The sequence below is a fragment of the Caballeronia sp. LZ062 genome, assembly GCF_031450785.1.
Classification (GTDB): Bacteria; Pseudomonadota; Gammaproteobacteria; order Burkholderiales; family Burkholderiaceae; genus Caballeronia.
In genome coordinates this window covers 977,073-997,262 of record NZ_JARTWB010000002.1, presented here as the reverse complement: position 1 = coordinate 997,262, position 20,190 = coordinate 977,073, and the positions used below count along the sequence as shown (strand labels likewise).

Annotated in this window: 17 protein-coding genes; 1 reads left to right on the top strand and 16 read right to left on the bottom strand. The window is 63.9% G+C overall.

Annotated elements, in window-relative coordinates; all coding sequences use genetic code 11:
* Positions 1-76: 76 nt before the first annotated feature.
* Positions 77-298 (bottom strand): DUF465 domain-containing protein, encoded by a 222-nt coding sequence (locus P9239_RS10740; protein ID WP_309750552.1) that lies wholly within the window; start codon positions 296-298, stop codon positions 77-79.
* A 63-nt stretch (positions 299-361) separates the two neighbouring features.
* Entirely contained in the window at positions 362-1,156 is a 795-nt protein-coding gene (locus P9239_RS10735; RefSeq protein ID WP_309750551.1) for a colicin transporter, read from the bottom strand.
* 272 nt (positions 1,157-1,428) lie between these two features.
* Between P9239_RS10735 and P9239_RS10730 the strand changes: the two genes are divergently transcribed.
* Positions 1,429-3,771, top strand: coding sequence for a Tex family protein (locus P9239_RS10730; protein ID WP_309750549.1), 2,343 nt, complete (start codon positions 1,429-1,431; stop codon positions 3,769-3,771).
* A gap of 72 nt (positions 3,772-3,843) precedes the next feature.
* Here the strand turns inward: P9239_RS10730 and P9239_RS10725 are convergent, their stop codons facing one another.
* The 14 genes from P9239_RS10725 to ispG form a co-directional block, all read right to left on the bottom strand.
* Positions 3,844-5,736 (bottom strand): potassium transporter Kup, encoded by a 1,893-nt coding sequence (locus P9239_RS10725; protein WP_309750547.1) that lies wholly within the window; start codon positions 5,734-5,736, stop codon positions 3,844-3,846.
* Positions 5,737-6,021: 285 nt separating this feature from the next.
* Positions 6,022-6,582 carry a phosphoribosyltransferase gene (locus tag P9239_RS10720; protein WP_309750545.1) on the bottom strand — a complete coding sequence of 187 codons (561 nt, stop codon included), beginning with the start codon at positions 6,580-6,582 and terminating at the stop codon, positions 6,022-6,024.
* 104 nt (positions 6,583-6,686) lie between these two features.
* Positions 6,687-8,033: an adenylosuccinate synthase gene (locus P9239_RS10715; RefSeq protein ID WP_309750543.1), complete on the bottom strand. Its 1,347-nt coding sequence runs from the start codon at positions 8,031-8,033 to the stop codon at positions 6,687-6,689.
* A 130-nt stretch (positions 8,034-8,163) separates the two neighbouring features.
* On the bottom strand, positions 8,164-9,336 hold the full coding sequence (locus tag P9239_RS10710; protein ID WP_309750541.1) for an ATP phosphoribosyltransferase regulatory subunit: 1,173 nt from the start codon (positions 9,334-9,336) through the stop codon (positions 8,164-8,166).
* A 90-nt stretch (positions 9,337-9,426) separates the two neighbouring features.
* The gene (locus P9239_RS10705; protein WP_175940433.1) at positions 9,427-9,612 is read right to left on the bottom strand and encodes a DUF2065 domain-containing protein; all 186 of its coding nucleotides are present in this window, start codon (positions 9,610-9,612) and stop codon (positions 9,427-9,429) included.
* A 54-nt stretch (positions 9,613-9,666) separates the two neighbouring features.
* Positions 9,667-10,566 carry a protease modulator HflC gene (gene hflC / locus P9239_RS10700; protein ID WP_309750538.1) on the bottom strand — a complete coding sequence of 300 codons (900 nt, stop codon included), beginning with the start codon at positions 10,564-10,566 and terminating at the stop codon, positions 9,667-9,669.
* 12 nt (positions 10,567-10,578) lie between these two features.
* Positions 10,579-11,967, bottom strand: coding sequence for an FtsH protease activity modulator HflK (hflK, locus tag P9239_RS10695; protein ID WP_309750536.1), 1,389 nt, complete (start codon positions 11,965-11,967; stop codon positions 10,579-10,581).
* A gap of 56 nt (positions 11,968-12,023) precedes the next feature.
* Positions 12,024-13,301 carry a GTPase HflX gene (gene hflX / locus P9239_RS10690; RefSeq protein ID WP_309750534.1) on the bottom strand — a complete coding sequence of 426 codons (1,278 nt, stop codon included), beginning with the start codon at positions 13,299-13,301 and terminating at the stop codon, positions 12,024-12,026.
* Positions 13,302-13,372: 71 nt separating this feature from the next.
* Entirely contained in the window at positions 13,373-13,609 is a 237-nt protein-coding gene (hfq, locus tag P9239_RS10685; protein WP_006999489.1) for an RNA chaperone Hfq, read from the bottom strand.
* A gap of 149 nt (positions 13,610-13,758) precedes the next feature.
* Positions 13,759-15,099 (bottom strand): ribosome biogenesis GTPase Der, encoded by a 1,341-nt coding sequence (gene der, locus P9239_RS10680; protein WP_309750526.1) that lies wholly within the window; start codon positions 15,097-15,099, stop codon positions 13,759-13,761.
* A gap of 362 nt (positions 15,100-15,461) precedes the next feature.
* A complete protein-coding gene (gene bamB, locus P9239_RS10675; RefSeq protein WP_309750525.1) occupies positions 15,462-16,604 on the bottom strand; it encodes an outer membrane protein assembly factor BamB in 1,143 nt (380 codons plus the stop codon).
* A 139-nt stretch (positions 16,605-16,743) separates the two neighbouring features.
* On the bottom strand, positions 16,744-17,373 hold the full coding sequence (locus P9239_RS10670; protein ID WP_309750523.1) for a tetratricopeptide repeat protein: 630 nt from the start codon (positions 17,371-17,373) through the stop codon (positions 16,744-16,746).
* Positions 17,374-17,506: 133 nt separating this feature from the next.
* Positions 17,507-18,856, bottom strand: a complete 1,350-nt coding sequence (gene hisS / locus P9239_RS10665) for a histidine--tRNA ligase (protein ID WP_309750521.1) — start codon at positions 18,854-18,856, stop codon at positions 17,507-17,509.
* Positions 18,857-18,862: 6 nt separating this feature from the next.
* A complete protein-coding gene (gene ispG, locus P9239_RS10660) occupies positions 18,863-20,179 on the bottom strand; it encodes a flavodoxin-dependent (E)-4-hydroxy-3-methylbut-2-enyl-diphosphate synthase (protein ID WP_309750519.1) in 1,317 nt (438 codons plus the stop codon).
* Positions 20,180-20,190 lie beyond the last annotated feature (11 nt).

Below are 20,190 nucleotides of genomic sequence, written 5' to 3'. Positions count from 1 at the left end.
CTGCGGGTTTCGTGCGATGCGCCACGCACGCGGGCGCCTGATGCGTCAGCGAGTCCTGCTCGCGCGGCGAGGCGGCTCAGTGCGGGTCCGTGTCCAGCTGCAATTGCAGCAGGAGTATGGTGTCTTTCACCTTGAGCTTGCGCTTCTTCAAGCGCCGCAGCTCGAGGTCGTCGATGCCGGACAGTTTGTCGATGAGCGTGTCCAGACCGCGATGCTCGTCCTGTAACTGCGCGATCCGGTCGCGGATCATGCCGGCATCCACGGCCGTTTGTCGGGGTGCGTTCAAGCGTTGCTGCATGCTCGCCTCCTGTCCCGGGACACGCGGTCGGCCCGGTGGCCCGGTCTTAGCGCCGACGCGGCGCTACTTGCCTTGCTGCTGTTGCTTCAACTGGTCCTGCTGAGCCTGTTGCGCCTGTTGCGCCTTTTCCTGTTGCTTGCGCGCGGCTTCCTTCTGACGCGCCTCCACTTCCGCGCGGTGCTGCGCGGCTTCTTGCTGCTTCTGCTCGAACCGCTGCGCCTTCTGCTCGCGTTCCTGCGCGTCCTGCACGCCGCGCGCACGCGCTTCGTCCAGCTTCTTCTGGTAGTCCGCCTGCTTCTGGTCGTAAGCCTTCTGGTTCGCCGCGCGCTGCGGCGCCTGGGCGTCGCGCTGCGCCGCGGCCAGTGCGTTCTGGCGCTGCTTGTCCTCGTACGCCTGCTGGTTCGCGCGTTCGTTGGCCGCGCGTTGCGGCGCTTCCGCGTCGTACTGCGCCTGCTTCAGCGCCGTCTGCCGGTCGCGCTCCTTCACTCGTTCGGCGCGTTGCTCGTCGTCCAGTGCGAGTTGCTCCTGCCGGATCTGCTGACGCGCCTCGCGCATCACGGTGCGCGCATTGTCGAGACAATGGTTCACGAAGAACTTGCTGTAGCAGTCATGCTGCTTCACGCCGTAGCGGTAGTCATTCTCCGACGTGCGCTGGTCGAGCGCCTTCTGGCGCCGCTCGTAGTCGGCCCGTAGAGCGGCGTCCGCGCTGCTGTCGGCGCTGGCCGAGCTGTGTTGGGACGCGTCGAGCGGCTGTGTGCTCACCGCCGTCGTCGGGTCGATGGGCTTCGGCGTCTGGGCGTTCACAGGCTGCGGCAAGACGGCGGCAAGCGCGCATATCGACGATGCGGCCGTGGCCATCGGCACGAGCTTCGAAAGGCGAAAGTTGAGCAAATTGATGAACGGCAACGTGATAAGGAATCAGGTGCGCGAAGGTGAAAAACGGGCTTGCGCGGTCCCGAAATTCTATCACCGCGCGCCGGAGCGCTCCGGCATTTATGGCAAAATGCCCCGCTCAGAAACCCGGCCCATCACTCGTCGCAGCGCGCCGCGAACACTCAGCGCCGCCCGCCCGGACCCGGCGAAGCAGGACGCCCGCGCCGCGCGCAGACGAGACAGCAGACAGCGCAATCATGACGGAAACCGTAGCACTCAAGATCGTACAGCGCATTGCCACCGAGCTCACCGTGCAGCCGCGCCAGGTCGCCGCCGCCGTGCAGCTTCTCGACGAAGGCTCCACTGTCCCGTTCATCGCCCGGTATCGCAAGGAAGTCACCGGCAATCTCGACGACACGCAACTGCGCACGCTCGAAGAGCGCCTCCTGTATCTGCGCGAACTCGAAGACCGCCGCGCGGCGATTCTGCAAAGCATCGACGAGCAAGGCAAGCTGACCGACGACCTGCGCGGCGCGATCGAAAGCGCCGACAGCAAGCAGGTGCTCGAAGACCTCTATCTGCCGTACAAGCCGAAGCGCCGCACGCGTGCCCAGATCGCGCGCGAAGCCGGGCTCGAGCCGCTCGCGCAGGCGCTGCTCGCGGATCCGACGCTCGATCCGCAAGCCGAAGCCGCCAAATTCGTCGATGCCGAAAAGGGCGTCGCAGACACAAAAGCCGCGCTCGACGGCGCACGCGACATCCTCTCCGAGCAATTCGGCGAAACCGCCGAGATTCTCGGCAAGCTGCGCGACTATCTATTCAACCAGGGGCTCGTCATATCGAGCGTGGTGGACGGCAAGGAAGGCGAAGAAGGCGAGAAATTCCGCGATTACTACGACTACAGCGAGACCGTGCGCACCGTGCCGTCGCATCGGGCGCTCGCGCTCTTTCGCGGGCGCAATGCAGGCGTGCTGTCGGTGAAGCTCGGTCTCGGCGAAGAGCTGGATACACAAGTGCCGCATCCGTGCGAAGCAATGATTGCGCACCACGTCGGCATCGCGAATCGCAACCGCCCGGCCGACAAGTGGCTTTCCGACGTCTGCCGCTGGTGCTGGCGCGTGAAGGTGCAGCCGCATATCGAGAACGAACTGCTCACGCAACTGCGCGAAGAAGCCGAACACGAAGCGATTCGCGTGTTTGCGCGCAATCTGAAGGACTTGCTGCTCGCCGCGCCCGCTGGACCGAAGGCCGTGATCGGTCTCGATCCGGGTCTGCGCACCGGCGTGAAGGTCGCGGTCGTCGACCGCACCGGCAAGCTGCTCGCCACCGATACGATCTATCCGCACGAGCCGCGCCGCGACTGGGACGGCTCGCTTGCGAAGCTCGCGCGGATTGCGCGTGAGACGAAGGCCGAGCTGATCTCCATCGGTAACGGCACGGCGTCGCGCGAAACCGACAAGCTCGCGAGCGAGCTCATCGCGAAGCATCCGGATCTCAAGCTGCAGAAGATCGTGGTGTCGGAAGCGGGCGCGTCGGTCTATTCGGCCTCCGAACTCGCGGCGAAGGAGTTTCCGGAACTGGACGTATCGCTGCGCGGCGCGGTGTCGATCGCGCGGCGTCTGCAAGACCCGCTCGCGGAACTGGTCAAGATCGAGCCCAAGGCCATCGGCGTCGGCCAGTATCAGCATGACGTGAATCAGCGCGAACTCGCGCGTTCGCTCGATGCAGTCGTGGAAGACTGCGTGAACGCCGTCGGCGTCGATGCGAACACGGCTTCCGTCGCCCTGCTCGCCCGCGTGTCGGGTCTCAATGCGACGCTCGCGCGCAATATCGTCGATTATCGCGACGCCAACGGGCCGTTCCCGTCGCGCGAGCATCTGCGCAAGGTTCCGCGTCTCGGCGACAAAACGTTCGAGCAGGCAGCGGGCTTTCTGCGCATCAACAACGGCGAGAATCCGCTCGACCGCTCGTCGGTGCACCCGGAAGCGTATCCGGTGGTTCAGCGGATCCTCGCGAAGATCAACAAGCATGTCGGCGATGTGCTCGGCAAGCGCGAGGCGCTCGCGGGACTTTCGCCGGCCGACTTCGTCGACGATCGATTCGGTCTGCCGACCGTGCGCGACATTCTCGCGGAGCTGGAAAAGCCGGGCCGCGATCCGCGCCCGGAGTTCAAGACCGCGACGTTCCGCGAAGGCATCGAGAAAATCTCGGATCTAGCGCCGGGCATGGTGCTCGAAGGCGTCGTGACGAACGTCGCGGCGTTCGGCGCGTTCGTCGATATCGGCGTGCATCAGGACGGACTCGTGCACGTGTCGGCCATGTCGACGAAGTTCATCAAGGACCCGCACGAAGTCGTGAAGGCCGGTCAGGTCGTGAAAGTCAAAGTGCTCGAAACGGACGTGAAGCGCCAGCGCATTTCGCTGACCATGCGCCTCGACGACGACTTCGCGCCGGCATCCACAGCCAACGCGGGGGCGCCTGCGCGCGGCGGGCAGGATCGTCGCGCGGGCGGCGGCGGGCGCGACGCGCGTTCGAATCAGCGCCGCGAGCCGGAACCGGCAGGCGCGATGGCCGCAGCGTTCGCCAAGCTCAAACGCTGATTCGGCAGGCTGCAACAAAAAACCCACGCTTAGCAGCGTGGGTTTTTTTGTGCGCGGCGCTTGGAAGCGCGATCAGATTTCGATCTTCGTACCGAGTTCGACCACGCGGTTTGCCGGAATGCTGAAGAAATCGGTCGGCTTCGCGGCGTTTTGATGCATCCATGCGAACACGCGTTCCCGCCACACCGACATGCCCGGCAACTCAGTCGGCACCACGGTTTCGCGCGCCATAAAGAACGACGTGTCCATCAGCTCGAAAGTCATCGCGTGCGTGCGGGTGATCTGCTCCAGCACGGCCTTCACGTCCGGCGTCTCGTTGAAGCCGTACGCCGCCTTCACGAGAAAGAGCCCGCCGCCGATATCCTTCACTTCCACGCGATGAGAGTCGTCTACATACGGAATATCGCGCGTGAGGAAGTTCAGGAAGATCGTGCGCTCGTGCAGCACCTTGTTGTGTTTCAAATTATGCAAGAGGCTGACCGGAACCAGCGAGTCGCTGCCCGTCAGATAGATGGCCGTGCCCGACACGCGATGCGGCGGGTGCGCCAGCAACCCCTGCAGGAATGGCATCAAAGGGATACCGTCGGCGGCGGTGCGGTCCTTCACGATCATGCGGCCCTTGTACCAGGTCATCAGCAGGAAAAAGAGCGCCCCGCCGATGCACAGCGGCAGCCAGCCGCCCTGCTCGATTTTCAGGAGGCTCGCGCCGAAGAAACCGATGTCGATCACCAGAAACACCGCGATCATCGCGCCGACCAGAAAGCGGTTCCAGCCCCACAGGTTCGTCATGACCACGGACACGAGGATGGTGGTCACGAGCATTGTCGCGGTGACGGCGAGACCGTAGGCCGCCGCCAGATTCTCAGAACTCTTGAAGCCGACGACGATGCACAGAATGATGAACAGCAGCATCCAGTTGACCAGCGGAATATAGATCTGCCCGATGGCCAGTTCCGATGTATGCAGGATCTTCATGCGCGGCACGTAGCCGAGCTGAATAGCCTGGCTCGTCAGCGAATACGCGCCCGAAATGACCGCTTGCGAGGCGATGACGGTGGCGATGGTCGAGAGAATGACGAGCGGCAGCAACGCCCATTCGGGCGCGAGCAGAAAGAACGGGCTTTCGATGGCTTTCGGCGAGTGCATCAGCAACGCGCCCTGACCGAAGTAGTTCAGCAGCAGCGACGGCATCACGATGGCATACCATCCGCAGCGAATGGGCTTCGCGCCGAAGTGCCCCATGTCCGCGTAGAGCGCTTCCGCGCCCGTCAGCACCAGCACGACCGAGCCGAGCACGATATACGCTTGCAGCACATGGTCGGCCATGAACGAAATCGCGTAGTACGGGTTCAGCGCAATCAACACGCCGGGCGCCAGCGCGATGTGATACGCGCCGAGCACGGCGAGCGTCAGGAACCACAGCAGCATGATCGGCCCGAACAGCTTGCCGACGACCGCCGTGCCATGCCGTTGAATCCAGAACAGCATGATGAGGATGACCATCGTGATGGGGATCACGTACGGCGACAGCTTGGGCGCGGCGATCTCAAGACCTTCCACCGCCGAAATGACGGACATGGCCGGCGTGATGACGGCGTCGCCATAAAACATGCAGGCGCCGAAAATGCCGAGCATCATGAGCACGCCAGACAGGCGGCCGGGATCTTTCACGCTGCGCAGCGCGAGCGTCATCATCGCGAATACGCCGCCTTCGCCGTTGTTGTCGGCACGCATCACGAAAAGCACGTATTTGATCGCGACCACCATCACGATGGCCCAGAACAGCAAGGAGATGACGCCGAGAATCGAGGCTTCGGAAAGTCCGATGCCGTGCGAGGGGCTGAAGGCTTCCTTCAGCGCGTAGAGAGGACTCGTGCCGATGTCGCCGAAGACGACGCCGATGGCCGCGAGCGCAAGCGAAGGCAACGGCTGTTTGCGCTCTTGCGCGTGAGTCAGGGTAGTCATAGAAGCGAGATGTCCGTCCAGAGCGGAGAAAAACCGAACGCCATTCTATCTAACGCCGCACGCGAAAACGCGCCTCTCGCATGTTGCTCACGCGCCACGAGAGACGCGACTGGAAGTTTAGCATCGTGCCCCGAACGCGTCGGCGCGCGGCGCGCGCTTTCACGCCGCCTTCGCGCAGCTTGGCATGCGCGTCACACCGAAAGCGGCCCGAAACGCAAAACGCCGTTGCGCCGGGCGAAGGCCCGGACACAACGGCGCTTGGCGTCGAAACAATCGAGTGCTGCCTTACGCGCGGCTGTTCTGCATGCCCCGCTTGATCCACGCGCCGAGGTTGTGCGGACGCACGGTGTCCCACTCCTCGAAAGGCTGATGAATCCACGGATTCGTTTCGAGAAACTGAACGTGGTAGTCGGGCTTCACCTTCGAGCACGCCTTGTACCACAGCACCGCCGAACGCACGGCCGTGATCGCCGGATAACGCTCCTTGAGATGCTCCTGCACGCGCGCGAGCGTGACGCCCGAATCGACCAGATCGTCGACCAGCAACACGTTGCCCGACAATTCGCCACGCGTCATCGTGATGTACTGCGCGATGTCGAGGTCGCCCTGCTGCGTACCCGCGGCTTCGCGATACGAACTCGTTGCGAGGATGGCGAGCGGCAAATCGTAGATTCGCGACAGCTGGTCCCCCACGCGCAGGCCGCCGCGCGCGAGACACAGGATCTTGTCGAACTTCCATCCGGAGTCGTGCACGGTCAGCGCGAGCAGTTCGATCAACCGGTGATACTCGTCCCAGTTGACCCAGAGATTCTTGTCGTCGTTACGCGGGTCGGTCATCGCGATCATGGTGAGGCTCTTTCAATTGCATACTGCGGTTATATACGAAATGTGGCCGCATGAAGCGGCCACATTCTTTACAGCGTCCGGTTCAGGTCGAGGCGCGGCGGCGCTCAGACCTTGAACGGATGACGAAGCAGAATGGTTTCGTCGCGGTCCGGACCGGTCGAGACCATGTCGATCGGCACGCCGGCCACTTCCTGCACACGCGTGAGATAGGCGCGCGCATTGTCCGGCAGGCTGTCCCACTGCGTGATGCCGATAGTGCTTTCCTTCCAGCCGCCGAACGTCTCGTAGACCGGCTCGCAGCGCGCCACTTCCGATGCGCCACGCGGCAGGATATCGACCGGCTTGCCGTCGAGCGTATAGCCGACGCACAGCTTCACTTCTTCGAGGCCGTCGAGCACGTCGAGCTTGGTCATGCACAGGCCCGAGATGCCGTTGATCTGGATCGAGCGGCGCAGCGCGGCGGCGTCCAGCCAGCCCGTGCGGCGCGGACGGCCCGTGACCGAGCCGAACTCCTTGCCGACGGTGGCCAGGTTCAGGCCCACCTGATCCTGACGCTCGGCGTTGTCCGCGTCGTACAGCTCGCTCGGGAACGGGCCCGAACCGACGCGCGTGCAATACGCCTTCGTGATGCCGAGAATGTAGTTGAGCTTTTGCGGACCGACGCCCGCGCCCGCCGTCGCCGCACCCGCGACGCAGTTGCTCGACGTGACGAACGGGTACGTGCCGTGGTCGATATCGAGCAGCGTGCCTTGCGCGCCTTCGAACAGCAGATTGCGGCCAGCGTGGTTTTCGTCGTAGAGACGGCGGGAAACGTCGGTGACCATGGGCGCCAGACGGTCGGCGAAGCCGAGCATAGCCTCGAGCGTTTCCTGGAAGTCGACGGCCTTCGCGCCGAGGTACTGCGTCAGCACGAAGTTATGGAAGTCGAGCGCCTCGGCAAGACGTGCCTCGAAGACAGGACGGTCGAAGAGATCCTGCACGCGCAAGCCGCGACGCGCGACCTTGTCTTCATACGCAGGGCCGATGCCGCGGCCGGTCGTGCCGATCTTGCCGGCGCCGCGCTTCGCTTCGCGTGCCTGGTCGATGGCGACGTGATACGGCAGAACCAGCGTGGCGGCTTCGGAAATGAAAAGGCGCTTGGAAACGTCGATGCCCGCGCCTTCCAGTTCGTCGATTTCCTTGAACAGTGCCTCGGGCGACAACACGACGCCATTGCCGATGTAACAGGCCGTGCCGGCGCGCATGATGCCCGACGGGATGAGGCGCAGAATGGTTTTCTTGCCGCCGATGATGAGCGTGTGTCCGGCGTTGTGACCGCCCTGGAAGCGCACGACGCCCTGGGCGTGGTCCGTCAGCCAGTCGACGATCTTGCCCTTGCCCTCATCACCCCACTGGGTGCCCACCACGACGACATTGCGTCCTGGGTTCACATTCACTGCACTGGCAGACATGTTGATTCGTTAGCTGGTTAAAAACGTATTTTACCTATGTTCGCGGCGCGTTCCGAATTTTTCGGGATACGTTTCGCGATTCCGTCACGTCGGCGCGCGCGACGCGCGCCTTCGCAAAAGTCCTTGCCGATCAGACGCCTGCGCGCACCGGCGTCACCCGCTCTTCCACCATCCAGCGGCCGTGGCGCTCCACGAGCACGCGGTCGAACGCGAACTCGTCGAGGTCGTGATCGTGGCCCGGCAGCGCCTGAATGACGACTTCTCCCGCATCGCGCAGCGCCGCGACTGCCGTGCGCAGCGGTTCGTCGTGCTTCCACGGCGCGAGGATCGCGCTGCCGCGTGCATCGACGGGCGAGATGCGCGCGACTTCGCGCAAATCGAGCGAAAAGCCCGTCGCGGGGCGCGCCCGGCCGTAGGCGAGACCCACGTCGTCGTAACGGCCGCCGCGCGCGACCGCGTTGGGCACGCCATCGACATACGCCGAGAACATCACGCCGCTGTGGTATGCGTAGCCGCGCAGGTCCGCGAGATCGATCATCAGTTCGGCGCCATTGGCCTGCGCCGCGAGAAACGCGAGGTCGTCGAGCGCGCGCGCGATCACGGGCAGATTGGGCAAGCGCGCGCGCGCCGCCTCCAGCACCGACGCATCGCCGTACAGCGACGGCAGCGCGCGCAACGCCTCACGCGGCACGTGACCGAGATGCGCCGTCAGTTCGTTCAGGCGCGGCACGTCCTTCGCTGCGAGCGCGTCGTAGAGCGCCTCGCCGAGCGATGCCGCCGCCGGCTCTAGATCCAGCAACGCCGCCAGCACGCCGGCGTGGCACAGATCGAGTCGCACTTTCGTCAGACCGGCGAGATGCAGCGAATCGAGCATCAACTGCTGAATTTCGAGATCAGCTTCGAGCCCGGCGTGACCGAAAATCTCCGCGCCGATCTGAATCTGCTCGCGCGTCGCATGTAGCCCGCGCGGACGCGTGTGCAGCACGACGCCGGCATAGCACAGGCGCGTCACGCCCTGCCGGTTGAGCAGGTGCGCGTCGATGCGCGACACCTGCGGCGTGATGTCCGCGCGCAGGCCGAGCGTGCGCCCGGAAAGCTGATCGACGAGCTTGAACGTGCGCAGGTTCAGGTCGCTGCCGCCGCTCGTCAGAAGCGATTCGAGATATTCGAGCATCGGCGGCATGACGAGTTCGTAGCCATACGAACGGAACCGGTCGAGCAGACGGCGGCGCAGCTCTTCGATCTTGCGCGCTTCCGACGGCAACACGTCGGCAATATTCTCGGGAAGGAGCCAGGTGGACATCGATACGTTTCCTGCGGGGCGCGACGCGTCAAAGCGCGGCGCGCATGGAAGGATAAGAACAAAGATAGGCGAAAAGACGCAGCTTCGCGGCTAGGTCGCGATGACGAGCAGAATCAGCCCGAGGACCATCGCGATCAACCCGCCGATGCGGATGTGATGCGGCGGCCGCTCGGCGATGCGGCGGAACGTATCGCGCCAGGCCGTCGGAAAGACGAAGGGAAACATGCCTTCGATAATCAGCATCAACGCAAGAGCGAGCAGTATCGTCTCGACCATTGTCTACGGTGGATGAGCACCGCGCGGCGAGCGAGCCGCGCGGCGCGGGTGCGGTCAGCGCCTCGGCGCGGCGGAAGCGGACGCGTCCGCGCCGCCGTTCGGGCTCTTCATGAAGCGAAAGAAATCGCTGCTCGGGTCGACCACGATCACGTCGCCCGGCTTGAACGTCTTCTTGTACGCTTCGAGGCTCTGATAGAACTGATAGAACTGCGGATCGCGTCCATAGGCATCGGCGGCGATGGCTGCCGCCTTGCTGTCTCCTTCGCCCTTGATGGACTGCGCCTGGCTGTAGGCGTCGGCAAGAATCTGCTGCTGCTCGCGCTCTGCGTCGGCCTTGATCTTGTCGGCGTCCGCCGTGCCTTTCGCGCGCTCGCTCGCGGCCGCTTGCTGGCGCGCCGCGATCATGCGTTTGTAGACGGAATCCGCCACCGCCGACGGAAAGTCGACGCGCGCCATCTGCAGGTCGACCAGCTGCACGCCGAACGCCGACGCCGCGCCTTCAACGGCCTTTTGCGCCTCGGTCTCCAGCGTCTGCTGATTGGCGAGCGCATCGATGAGCGTGCGATTTGCGAACGCGCTCGCGAGCGCCGTGCGGATCAGCCCGGTCAGGCGTTCTTGCGCGCTTTGCGTGTTCTTCTCGTTGCTCACGAAGAGCTTGAGCGGATCAGCCACGCGATATTTGACGACCGTGTTCACCAGCACTTCGTTCTTGTCGGACGTGGTGAAGCGGTCTGCCCCGCCCTCGTCGATGGTGAGCGTGCGCGTGTCGATGAGGGTCAGCGTCTGAAACGGCGGCGGCAGCTTGAAATGCAGGCCCGGACCGTCGAGATGCGGGTTGCTGTCGCCGTGCGCGGCAACGACGCCCGCATGCCGTTCGTCGACGGTAAAGACCATCGACGAGCCGATGAACAGCACGACGACGACAGCGACCACGAGCGCAATGATTCGATTCATGTTCGGCGCTCCTTACTGCAGGTCGTCTTGACGGCTGCGCGAGCGGAACGCGTCGCGCGAGCGCAGCGGATCGCCTGCGCCGCTCGCGGCGTTCGGCGCGCTCGCGCCTGCCGCCCCGCTCGCGGGCACCGCAGCGGCCGAAGCGGCCGTCGCGCCTTGGGGGCGCACTTCGGCGTTCGCGGCGGCGGGCGCACTGGCCGACGCGGCGTCGCCCGTGTTCGCGGCTGCGTCCTTCGCCTGCTGCCGGTTCGCTTCGACGAGCTTGTCGAGCGGCAAATACACGACGTTGTTGCCAGCCTTGCTGTCCACGAAAACCTTCGTGGTGCGGGAGTAGATCTGCTGCATCGTGTCCAGGTACATGCGTTGGCGAATGACGGCGGGCGCCTTCGAGTATTCGGCGTAGACCTGCTTGAAGCGCTCGGCGTCGCCCTGCGCCTGCGTGACTTCGCGATTGCTGTAAGCGGTCGCTTCGTCGATCATCTTCGCGGCATCGGCCTTCGCGCGCGGCAGCAGTTGGTTTGCGTAGGCTTCGGCGGTGTCGCGGGCGCGCTCGTTGTCCTGCCGCACGCGCGACGCTTCTTCGAACGCGGCCTGCACTTGAGTGGGCACCTGCACGCTCTGCACCGTGACGCCCGTCACTTGCAAGCCAGTGCGGTAGGCGTCGAGCGAATGCTGGATGGTCTCGGCAAGACGCGCGCGCAGCGTGTCGCGGTCTTTGTAGAGCAGATCGTCCGTCGCGGATGCGCCCGCGATCTCGCGGATGGCAGCTTGCGCGGCTTCGGTCACGCTCTGGTCGGGATCGAGATTGCGAAAGAGGAAGTCGGTGGGCGACTTGATCTGGTACTGCACGGCGAAGCGCACGTCGAGAATGTCCGCATCGTTGGTCAGCAGCGATGCATCGCGCACGTTGCCCTGCGCGAGCGCGACGCCGCGGCCGATCTCGACCGAGCGGATCTGCGACGTATCGACGATATCGTGCGACTGAAACGGATACGGCAGGCGCCAGTGAATGCCTTGCGGCACCGTCTGCCGATACTGGCCAAACTGGGAGACCACGCCCACATGCCCGTCCTGCACGACGAACACGCCGCTGCCAAGATAAATGGCAATCAGCACGCCAATGACGATGCCGACCCCGATCTTGGTTCCGCGGCCGTTGTCGCGCGGCATGCCGCCGCCCGGCTTGCGGCCGAAGATGCCCGCGATACGGCGGTTGAATTCGCGCCACATCTCGTCGAGGTCGGGCGGGCCTTCTTCCTTGCCATTGCCGCGCTTGCCGTCCTGCGGACGCTTCGCATCGTTCTTGACACCATTGCCGTCGCCTCGCCCCCAGCGCGGATCGTTGATCGAAAAGACAGCACGCATGCGCTGCCTGTTAGTCCGCTCGTTGTAATCGTTCACTCGGTGATTCACCATTAGACAGCCGGTTCGATGCCGCGTCGGTATTGCGGAGCAGTTCAGTGTCCGTGCTCGGGAACCTTGTGGCCGTCACGTTGTTCGGCTGGCCGGTGGTCTTCCGGCTGCGCGTTGGCGTCGTGTGTCTCGTTCGGCCCGGATTGCGCGGACTGCGTGGCTTCCGGCGCATCCGAGGGTTCCGCCGGCGGTTGTGTTTCGGCGAGCACGCTGGGTAAGCTTTCTTCGGGTACCCCTTCTTCGGCCGCAGCAATTTCGGCGATGGCGGCGCGCAGCGCGTCGAGTCCCTGACCGGTGCGCGCGCTTAAAAAGACGCGCGAAATATTACCATACTCGTCCCTTTCAACCGCTTCGCCGCGGGCCGCGAGTTCCGGCACTGCGTCGATCTTGTTGAAGACGAGAACCTGACGGATCGACTCCGCGCCGATGCCGCGCAATACCTCGTTCACCTGATCGATCTGATCGAGGCGCACGGGGCTCGACGCATCCACGACGTGCAGCAGCAGGTCCGCGTGGACGGTTTCTTCCAGCGTCGCGCGAAATGCGGCGACGAGCTGGTGCGGCAGCTCGCGGATGAAGCCCACCGTATCGGACACGACCACTTGCCCCGCCTCTTCGCCGAGAAACACGCGGCGCGAAGTGGTGTCGAGCGTGGCGAAGAGTTGATTGGCGGCGTAGGCCTGTGCCTTGGTCAGCGCGTTGAAGAGCGTCGACTTGCCGGCGTTCGTATAACCGACGAGCGACACCGACAGCGTGCGATTGCGCGTGCGCTGCCGCCGCTGCGTGCCGTGCTGACGGCGCAGCTTCGCGAGACGCGTCTTGAGCGCCTTGATGCGCTCGCCGATCAGGCGGCGGTCGGTTTCCAGCTGCGTTTCGCCGGGACCGCGCAAGCCGATGCCGCCCTTCTGCCGTTCGAGGTGGGTCCACGCGCGAATGAGCCGCGTCGACAGGTACTGCAACTGGGCCAGTTCGACCTGCAGTTTGCCTTCGTGGCTGCGTGCGCGCTGCGCGAAAATATCGAGAATGAGACTCGTGCGATCCACCACGCGGCGGTTCAGCGCCACCTCGAGATTGCGCTGCTGCGCCGGTGCAAGGGCGTGATTGAAGATGACGAGTTCGACGTCGTTCGCTTCGCAGGAAAGGCGCAATTCTTCGACCTTTCCGCTGCCGATGAACATTTTGGCGTCCGGACTGGACCTGCGTCCGGTGAGCGTAACGGCGGGATGGGCGCCCGCGCTTTCTGCGAGCAGACTGAGTTCTTCGAGACTGGCTTCGAAATCGATCTTGCCGAAGTCGATGCCGACGAGTGCGGCGTTAATCAAATTGATGTATTCGTTTTGAAGCGACCGGCGAGTCGCATTAAGTGCGATCTTGCCGCCGGTCGCGACGAGGTTTAGGACGATTCGGCGTCCGGATGGAAATTCACCGGACGGGCCGGCACGACCGTAGAAATGGCGTGCTTGTAGACCATCTGGGTGACCGTATTTCTGAGCAACACGACGTACTGGTCGAACGATTCGATGTTCCCTTGAAGCTTGATGCCGTTGACCAAGTAGATCGACACCGGCACGTGCTCTTTACGCAGTGCGTTCAAAAACGGGTCTTGTAACAATTGCCCTTTGTTGCTCATAGCAAACTCCGTATTTTTTTGCAGGTTAGAAGTATTGTGGACGAAGAAAAAGAGATCCGCCGACAATCGCTACACTATAGCTGATTTTCGTTTCCGCAAGAGATCGGCCACCCGGCCAATCGGGCCGCAACGCTTGACTCAAGCGGCTCTCAGTCCTTGTCCGCATAAGGGTTCTTGCTCGAGCGGAACTCTATGCGCAATGGAGTGCCGGCCAGTCCAAAAGTTTCTCGAAAGCGCCCTTCCAGATACCGTTTATAGGTATCGGTGACCGCATCGAGCGCGTTGCCATGCACGACGATGATCGGCGGATTCTGACCGCCCTGGTGCGCATAGCGAAGCTTAGGCCGTACGGGCCCGCGGCGGCGCGGCTGCTGGAACTCGACGGCTTCGATCAGCGCGCGCGTGAGCTTCGGCGTCGGCAGCTTGGCCATCGCGGCGGCGTAGGCGTCGTCCACCGATTTCATCAGCGCGCCGATGCCGGTTTTCTCCAGCGCGGAGACGTAGTGGAATTTAGCAAAGTCCAAAAACTTGAGCTTGCGCGTGAGATCGGCCTTGGTGCGCTCGCGCACATGCGAGTCCAAACCGTCCCACTTGTTCACACCAACCACCAGCGCGCGTCCCTGTTCGACGACGAAACCCGCGATGTGCGCGTCCTGATCCGAGATGTCCTGCTGCGCGTCGAGCAGCAGGATCACGACGTTCGCATCCGAGATCGACTGTAGCGTCTTCACGACCGAGAACTTCTCGATCGCCTCGAACACCTTGCCGCGACGACGCAGGCCGGCCGTGTCGATCAAGGTGTATTTGCGGCCTTGTCGCTCAAAATCAACATAGATCGAATCGCGCGTGGTGCCGGGCATGTCGAACGCGATCACGCGCTCTTCGCCGATCAGCGTATTGACGAGCGTCGACTTGCCGACGTTCGGTCTCCCGACGATAGCGATCTTCACGCCATGCTGCGCCTTCTCTTCCTCGCTTTCCTCGGGCTGACCGGCATAGGCGATGTCGAGCGCATCGTTGATCATCTCCGTCACGCCGTCGCCGTGCGCGGCCGAGATGGCTCGGGGATCGCCTAGACCGAGCTCGTAGAAATCCGACGCGACCGCCGTGTACTTCATGCCCTCGGCCTTGTTCACGACGAGAAAAAGCGGCCGGCCGGTCTTGCGCAGATAGTCGGCGATCGACTTGTCCTGCGGCGCGAGCCCGTTGCGTCCATCGACGATGAACACGACGACGTCCGCTTCTTCCACGGCCTGCCGCGTCTGGCGCGCCATTTCGTGCAGGATGCCGTCTTTCGCGACCGGCTCGAAGCCGCCCGTATCCACGACGAGATACGGCCGTTCGCCGCCGACGCGGCCTTCGCCATAGTGGCGGTCGCGCGTTAGGCCGGGCAGGTCGGCGACGAGCGCATCACGCGAGCGCGTCAGCCGGTTGAAGAGAGTCGATTTCCCCACATTGGGGCGCCCGACGAGGGCAATCACGGGTTTCATCAGATGTTGTTCACGGTTGAACGCAAGGCGGACGCGAAACGTGCGATGGGACAGGTCGTCCCGCATACGCCGCGCAATGGCTGCGCTTGTCGAAAATTAGCATGGATTTGGCTCGCGCCACGCGAGAGCGCGTAGCGGTCGAGCATCGGCGCGGTGCGCCGGTCTGTTGCCAGTCCGAGGGCTATTCTCGCGCCGCGTCACCGCGCGACGCGCTATGTTCTGTCACGCCCTGCGTATCAGGTAGTGTCGTCGGGCGCGCACGGTGGACGCGCTCCGCTTGCTGCTTGCCACGCGGACGAACCCGTCAGCACGGCTTTTTGCGGCGCTTCGTCTCGGGCGAGCCGAAGCGCCTTTCTTGGAACTTACTGCGGACGGAAGCCGTAGAGATCACCGTCATGCGTCTGGACGACGAGCGTATTGCCCGCCAGAACCGGCGCAGCGGTGATCGGGCTGCCGTCGGTCGGCGCGCGACCGACGAGTTCGCCGTTGTCCGCGCTGAGGAAATGGACGAAGCCCTTGTAATCGCCCAAAACGACCGCGCGCCCGAGGATGAACGGCACGCTGACCTGACGATTCTTGAGCTTGTCGCTCTTCCAGACGGGCGAACCGTCAGCGGCACGGAACGCGTTCACAACCGACCAGTCGTCGCCCGCCGCGACGATTTGTTCGTCTTGCGCCAGGCCGCTGTCGCTCGAAAAGTTCTTCTCCCACACCGGACGGCCCGAATTGGCGTCGAAGCAGCCGATCTTGCCCTGGAACGTGACCGCGCAGGTCTGCGCGCCGACGAGGCCGGGCGCGCCCGTCACGTCGTTGATGCGCTCGACTTCGGTCACGCCCTTCGGATACGACACCGGCGCTTGCCAGTAGGCATCGCCCGTTTGCAGATTGATGGCGGCGAAATTACCGCCCGGGAAGCCCGCGAGCACCGCCTGGCTGCCGGCGAACGTCATGCCGGCGGCCACGCGCAGGTTCAACGGCACCGCGCGCAACTGGAAGATCCACTTCTGCTCGCCGGTCTGCGCGTTGAACGCAATGACCTTGCCGTCGATGGTGCGCACGATCACGAGATCGTTGCCGACGAGCGGCGGCGAGATGATCTCGCCCGGCGCAATCGCGGTCCACAACTGCTTGCCGTCGGATCCGAGCGCGTAAACCGCGCCTTTCAGCCCGCCGACCGCGGTCAGATTGCCGTCGCTGCCGACGCCCGCCGACAGATCATCTTTCAGCTTCGTGCGCCAGACATCCTGCCCGGTCTTGGCATCGATCTTCGCGACCGTGCCGTTTTCGCCCGCCGCATAGACGGCATCGCCCACGGCAACCGGCGCGAACAGATAGCGGCCGGCCTTGCCGACGCTCGCCTTCCACGCCTGGTTGACGTTGAGCACCGGCTTGAAATCGACGAGCGGAGTCGGCACGCGCCGCTCGTCCTTGGTCGACGAACAGGCGGCCAGTAGCACGGTCATCGCGCAGGCGAACGGCACGGCGTAGCGTTTCAATTGAATCATCGGTGGACGCAACATGAATGGGTGAATTCGGTTGACCGGCGCAGCCGCGGATCGCTTACGGGCGATGCACGGCGCGGCGGCTTGATTGGCGAAACGGCTCCGGCGCTAACGAAGCGCCGGACGTCGGAAGCGATGCGAATCAGCCGCCGAGCGCATCGAGCTTGAACTGGACGAGTTGCCGCGCAGAAGTGTCGTTCGCCGGTAATGCTTCGAGCGCCGTCTTGTAGGCAGTGCGCGCATCGTCGCGTTTCCCTTGTGCGGCGAGCAGATCGCCGCGGCGGTCCGCGATGACGCCCTTGAACGCATCGAGCGGCGCATCGGCGAGGAGCTTCAGGCCCGCGTCGTAGTTCTTCTCGTCGAAAAGCACGAGCGCGAGGCGCAGCTTTGCGATCTGCTTGTACTCGTCGTCCTTCGCGTGATCGACGGCCCACTGCAACTGCGCCTTGGCGCCGGCCGTGTCGCCTGCCATATACAGCGACTTCGCCGCCGCGAGCGCGGACATCTCGGCGTAAGCGGTGCGGCCGAACTTGTCTTCCATGTCCGATGCGACGCGCGCGACCAGCTTCTGATCGTTGCCGTTCACGGCCTGCTGAAGCTGGTCGTACAGCACTGACGCCTCGGCAGCCTGACGGCGTTGCCAGTAATTCCAGCCGTTGAAAGCAGCCGCAACGACGAGCGCCACGAGCACGATCCACGTCGTGGCGTTACCCCATTTAGCCCACCAGGCCTTGACACTTTCCAGCGATTCTTGTTCGTCGTGGTAACTCATCGTCCAGCTATTCCTTCCTGCGTTTCATTGCCCTTCGTTCGCGTGTCGCGATGGCGGAACGTGCTTGCATGCGCTTAATGCGCTCTCACGCCGCTCCGCCGAATGCGCCCGGCTGCGCTGCAATGCCTATCTATTAGGCATCCTCGTCGGCGGCGGTTGCAACCATCGCATTGATTAGGTATTCGGTCAAGTCTTCCGCCGGAACGTTCACCTGTTCGTTCTTTTCCGCATCGGATGTTTCGCCGCCCGAGCGGCGCAGCGGCTTCACGCCGATCATGCCCTGCGCGAGTTCGTCTTCGCCCAGCACCACGGCGAACGCCGCGCCGCTCGCGTCCGCCTTCTTCATCTGCGACTTGAAGCTGGAAGACGCGCCGTCCGGGCTGCAATGCAGAATCACGTCGAGCCCCGTGTCGCGCAGACGCTCGGCCACGATGAACGCCTGCTCTGCTGCCTGCTCGCCCTGATGCACGACGTAGACGTCCGTACCCTCGGCTTCCGGCACCAGATTTTCTTCCTTCAGCAGTTCGAGAATACGCTCGACGCCCATCGCCCAGCCGCACGCGGCGGTCGGCTTGCCGCCGAGCTGCTCGATCAGCGGATCGTAGCGCCCGCCGCCCGCCACCGTGCCTTGCGCGCCGAGCTTGTCGGTCACCCACTCGAACACGGTGAGGTTGTAGTAATCGAGCCCGCGCACGAGACGCGGGTTGATCGTGAACGGAATGTTGTTCGCCTTGAGCAGCCGCTGCACGCCTTCGAAGTGCTTGCGCGACTCTTCGCCCAGAAAATCGACGAGCTTCGGCGCGTTCTGCGCGATCTCCTGCATCGCCGGATTCTTCGTGTCGAGCACGCGCAGCGGGTTCGTGTAGAGACGGCGCTTCGCTTCCTCGTCGAGGACATCGACGTGCTGTTCCAGATACGCGATTAGCTTTTCGCGATGCGCCGCGCGCTCCGCTGCCTGACCGAGCGAGTTCAGTTCGAGACGGATGCCCGTCAGCCCGAGGTCGTCCCACAAACGCTGACACATCATGATGATTTCGGCGTCCGTGTCCGGACCCGCGAAGCCAAGCGCCTCGACGCCGACCTGATGGAACTGGCGGTAACGCCCGCGCTGCGGACGCTCGTGCCGGAACATCGGGCCGATGTACCACAGGCGCTTCGGACCGTCGTACAGCAGGTTATGTTCGATAGTCGCGCGCACGACGGCCGCCGTGTTTTCCGGGCGCATGGTGAGATGCTCGCCGTTCAGCGCGTCGGTGAAGCTGTACATCTCTTTCTCGACGATATCGGTCACTTCACCGATGCCGCGCGTGAAAAGCTGCGTGTGCTCGACAATCGGCGTGCGAATGTTCTGATAGCCGTATGCGCGCAGCATCGACTTCACGGTGGTCTCGAAAAAGTCCCACAGCGCGGCATCCTGCGGGAGGATGTCGTTCATGCCCTTCACGCCCGTCAGCTTCGCGAGCCGTTTCTTCTGTTCAGTCATCTGTCTTTAGATTGATGCCGCGGACGTTTCGACGCGCTTGCCGTAAGTGCGCTCGACGTAGTCGCTAACGATTTGCTGGAATTCTTCGGCAATGCGCTCGCCGCGCAGCGTCTTCACCTTCACGCCGTCGACGAACACGGGCGCGGCCGGATTTTCGCCCGAACCCGGCAGGCTGATGCCGATGTTCGCGTGCTTCGACTCGCCCGGGCCGTTGACGATGCAGCCCATCACGGCGACGTGCATCTTTTCAACGCCGGGATACTGATCGCGCCAGACGGGCATCGAGCTGCGCAGGTACGTCTGGATTTGCGACGCGAGTTCCTGGAACAGCGTGCTCGTCGTGCGCCCGCAGCCGGGGCACGCAATGACCATCGGCGTGAACGAGCGCAAGCCCATGGTCTGCAAAATCTCTTGTCCGACGACCACTTCGCCCGTGCGCGCGCCGCCCGGCTCGGGCGTGAGCGAAATGCGAATGGTGTCGCCGATGCCTTCCTGCAGCAGCACCGACAGCGCCGCCGTGGACGCCACGATGCCCTTCGAGCCCATACCGGCCTCGGTCAGGCCGAGATGCAGCGCGAAGCTGCAGCGCTTCGCCAATTCGCGATAAACAGCGATGAGGTCCTGAACGCCGCTCACCTTGCACGACAGGATGATCTTGTCGCGTCCGAGCCCCAATTCCACCGCGCGCTCCGCAGAGCCGATCGCCGACTGGATCAACGCCTCGTACATCACGCTCTGGAGCTCCCACGGCGTGGCGCGCGCGGCGTTTTCGTCCATCATGCGCGCGAGCAGGTCCTGATCGAGACTGCCCCAGTTCACGCCGATACGCACCGGCTTGTCGTACTGGATGGCCGCTTCGATCATCTGCGCGAATTGCGTGTCGCGCTTGGCGCCCTGACCGACGTTGCCCGGGTTGATCCGATACTTCGACAACGCCTCGGCGCACGCGGGATGATCCCGCAGCAGCAAGTGGCCGTTGTAGTGGAAGTCGCCGACGAGCGGCACGGTCACGCCCATGCGGTCGAGTTGCTCGCGAATATGCGGGACGGCGGCCGCGGCTTCCGGCGTATTCACCGTGATGCGCACGAGTTCGGAGCCGGCTTGCGCGAGTTCCTTGATCTGGATCGCGGTGCCGATGGCGTCGGCCGTATCGGTGTTGGTCATCGACTGGACGCGAACGGGCGCGTCGCCGCCGATGGTCACGAGCTGGCCGCCCCAGCGCACGTCCACTGCATGGGACGAACGGCGCGGCAACGGACCGCCGAAGACCGGCTCGGTCGAACACACTTTGCTGCTGATCAGGGATTGAGCTTCGGATTGCATCGAAAAACCCT

Excerpts from the sequence above, each read along its gene's own strand:
- P9239_RS10740 (WP_309750552.1), bottom strand. The coding sequence starts at position 298 with ATGCAGCAACGCTTGAACGCACCCCGACAAACGGCCGTGGATGCCGGC.
- P9239_RS10735 (WP_309750551.1), bottom strand. The coding sequence starts at position 1,156 with ATGGCCACGGCCGCATCGTCGATATGCGCGCTTGCCGCCGTCTTGCCG.
- P9239_RS10730 (WP_309750549.1), top strand. The coding sequence starts at position 1,429 with ATGACGGAAACCGTAGCACTCAAGATCGTACAGCGCATTGCCACCGAG.
- P9239_RS10725 (WP_309750547.1), bottom strand. The coding sequence starts at position 5,736 with ATGACTACCCTGACTCACGCGCAAGAGCGCAAACAGCCGTTGCCTTCG.
- P9239_RS10720 (WP_309750545.1), bottom strand. The coding sequence starts at position 6,582 with ATGATCGCGATGACCGACCCGCGTAACGACGACAAGAATCTCTGGGTC.
- P9239_RS10715 (WP_309750543.1), bottom strand. The coding sequence starts at position 8,033 with ATGTCTGCCAGTGCAGTGAATGTGAACCCAGGACGCAATGTCGTCGTG.
- P9239_RS10710 (WP_309750541.1), bottom strand. The coding sequence starts at position 9,336 with ATGTCCACCTGGCTCCTTCCCGAGAATATTGCCGACGTGTTGCCGTCG.
- P9239_RS10705 (WP_175940433.1), bottom strand. The coding sequence starts at position 9,612 with ATGGTCGAGACGATACTGCTCGCTCTTGCGTTGATGCTGATTATCGAA.
- hflC (WP_309750538.1), bottom strand. The coding sequence starts at position 10,566 with ATGAATCGAATCATTGCGCTCGTGGTCGCTGTCGTCGTCGTGCTGTTC.
- hfq (WP_006999489.1), bottom strand. The coding sequence starts at position 13,609 with ATGAGCAACAAAGGGCAATTGTTACAAGACCCGTTTTTGAACGCACTG.
- der (WP_309750526.1), bottom strand. The coding sequence starts at position 15,099 with ATGAAACCCGTGATTGCCCTCGTCGGGCGCCCCAATGTGGGGAAATCG.
- bamB (WP_309750525.1), bottom strand. The coding sequence starts at position 16,604 with ATGATTCAATTGAAACGCTACGCCGTGCCGTTCGCCTGCGCGATGACC.
- P9239_RS10670 (WP_309750523.1), bottom strand. The coding sequence starts at position 17,373 with ATGAGTTACCACGACGAACAAGAATCGCTGGAAAGTGTCAAGGCCTGG.
- hisS (WP_309750521.1), bottom strand. The coding sequence starts at position 18,856 with ATGACTGAACAGAAGAAACGGCTCGCGAAGCTGACGGGCGTGAAGGGC.
- ispG (WP_309750519.1), bottom strand. The coding sequence starts at position 20,179 with ATGCAATCCGAAGCTCAATCCCTGATCAGCAGCAAAGTGTGTTCGACC.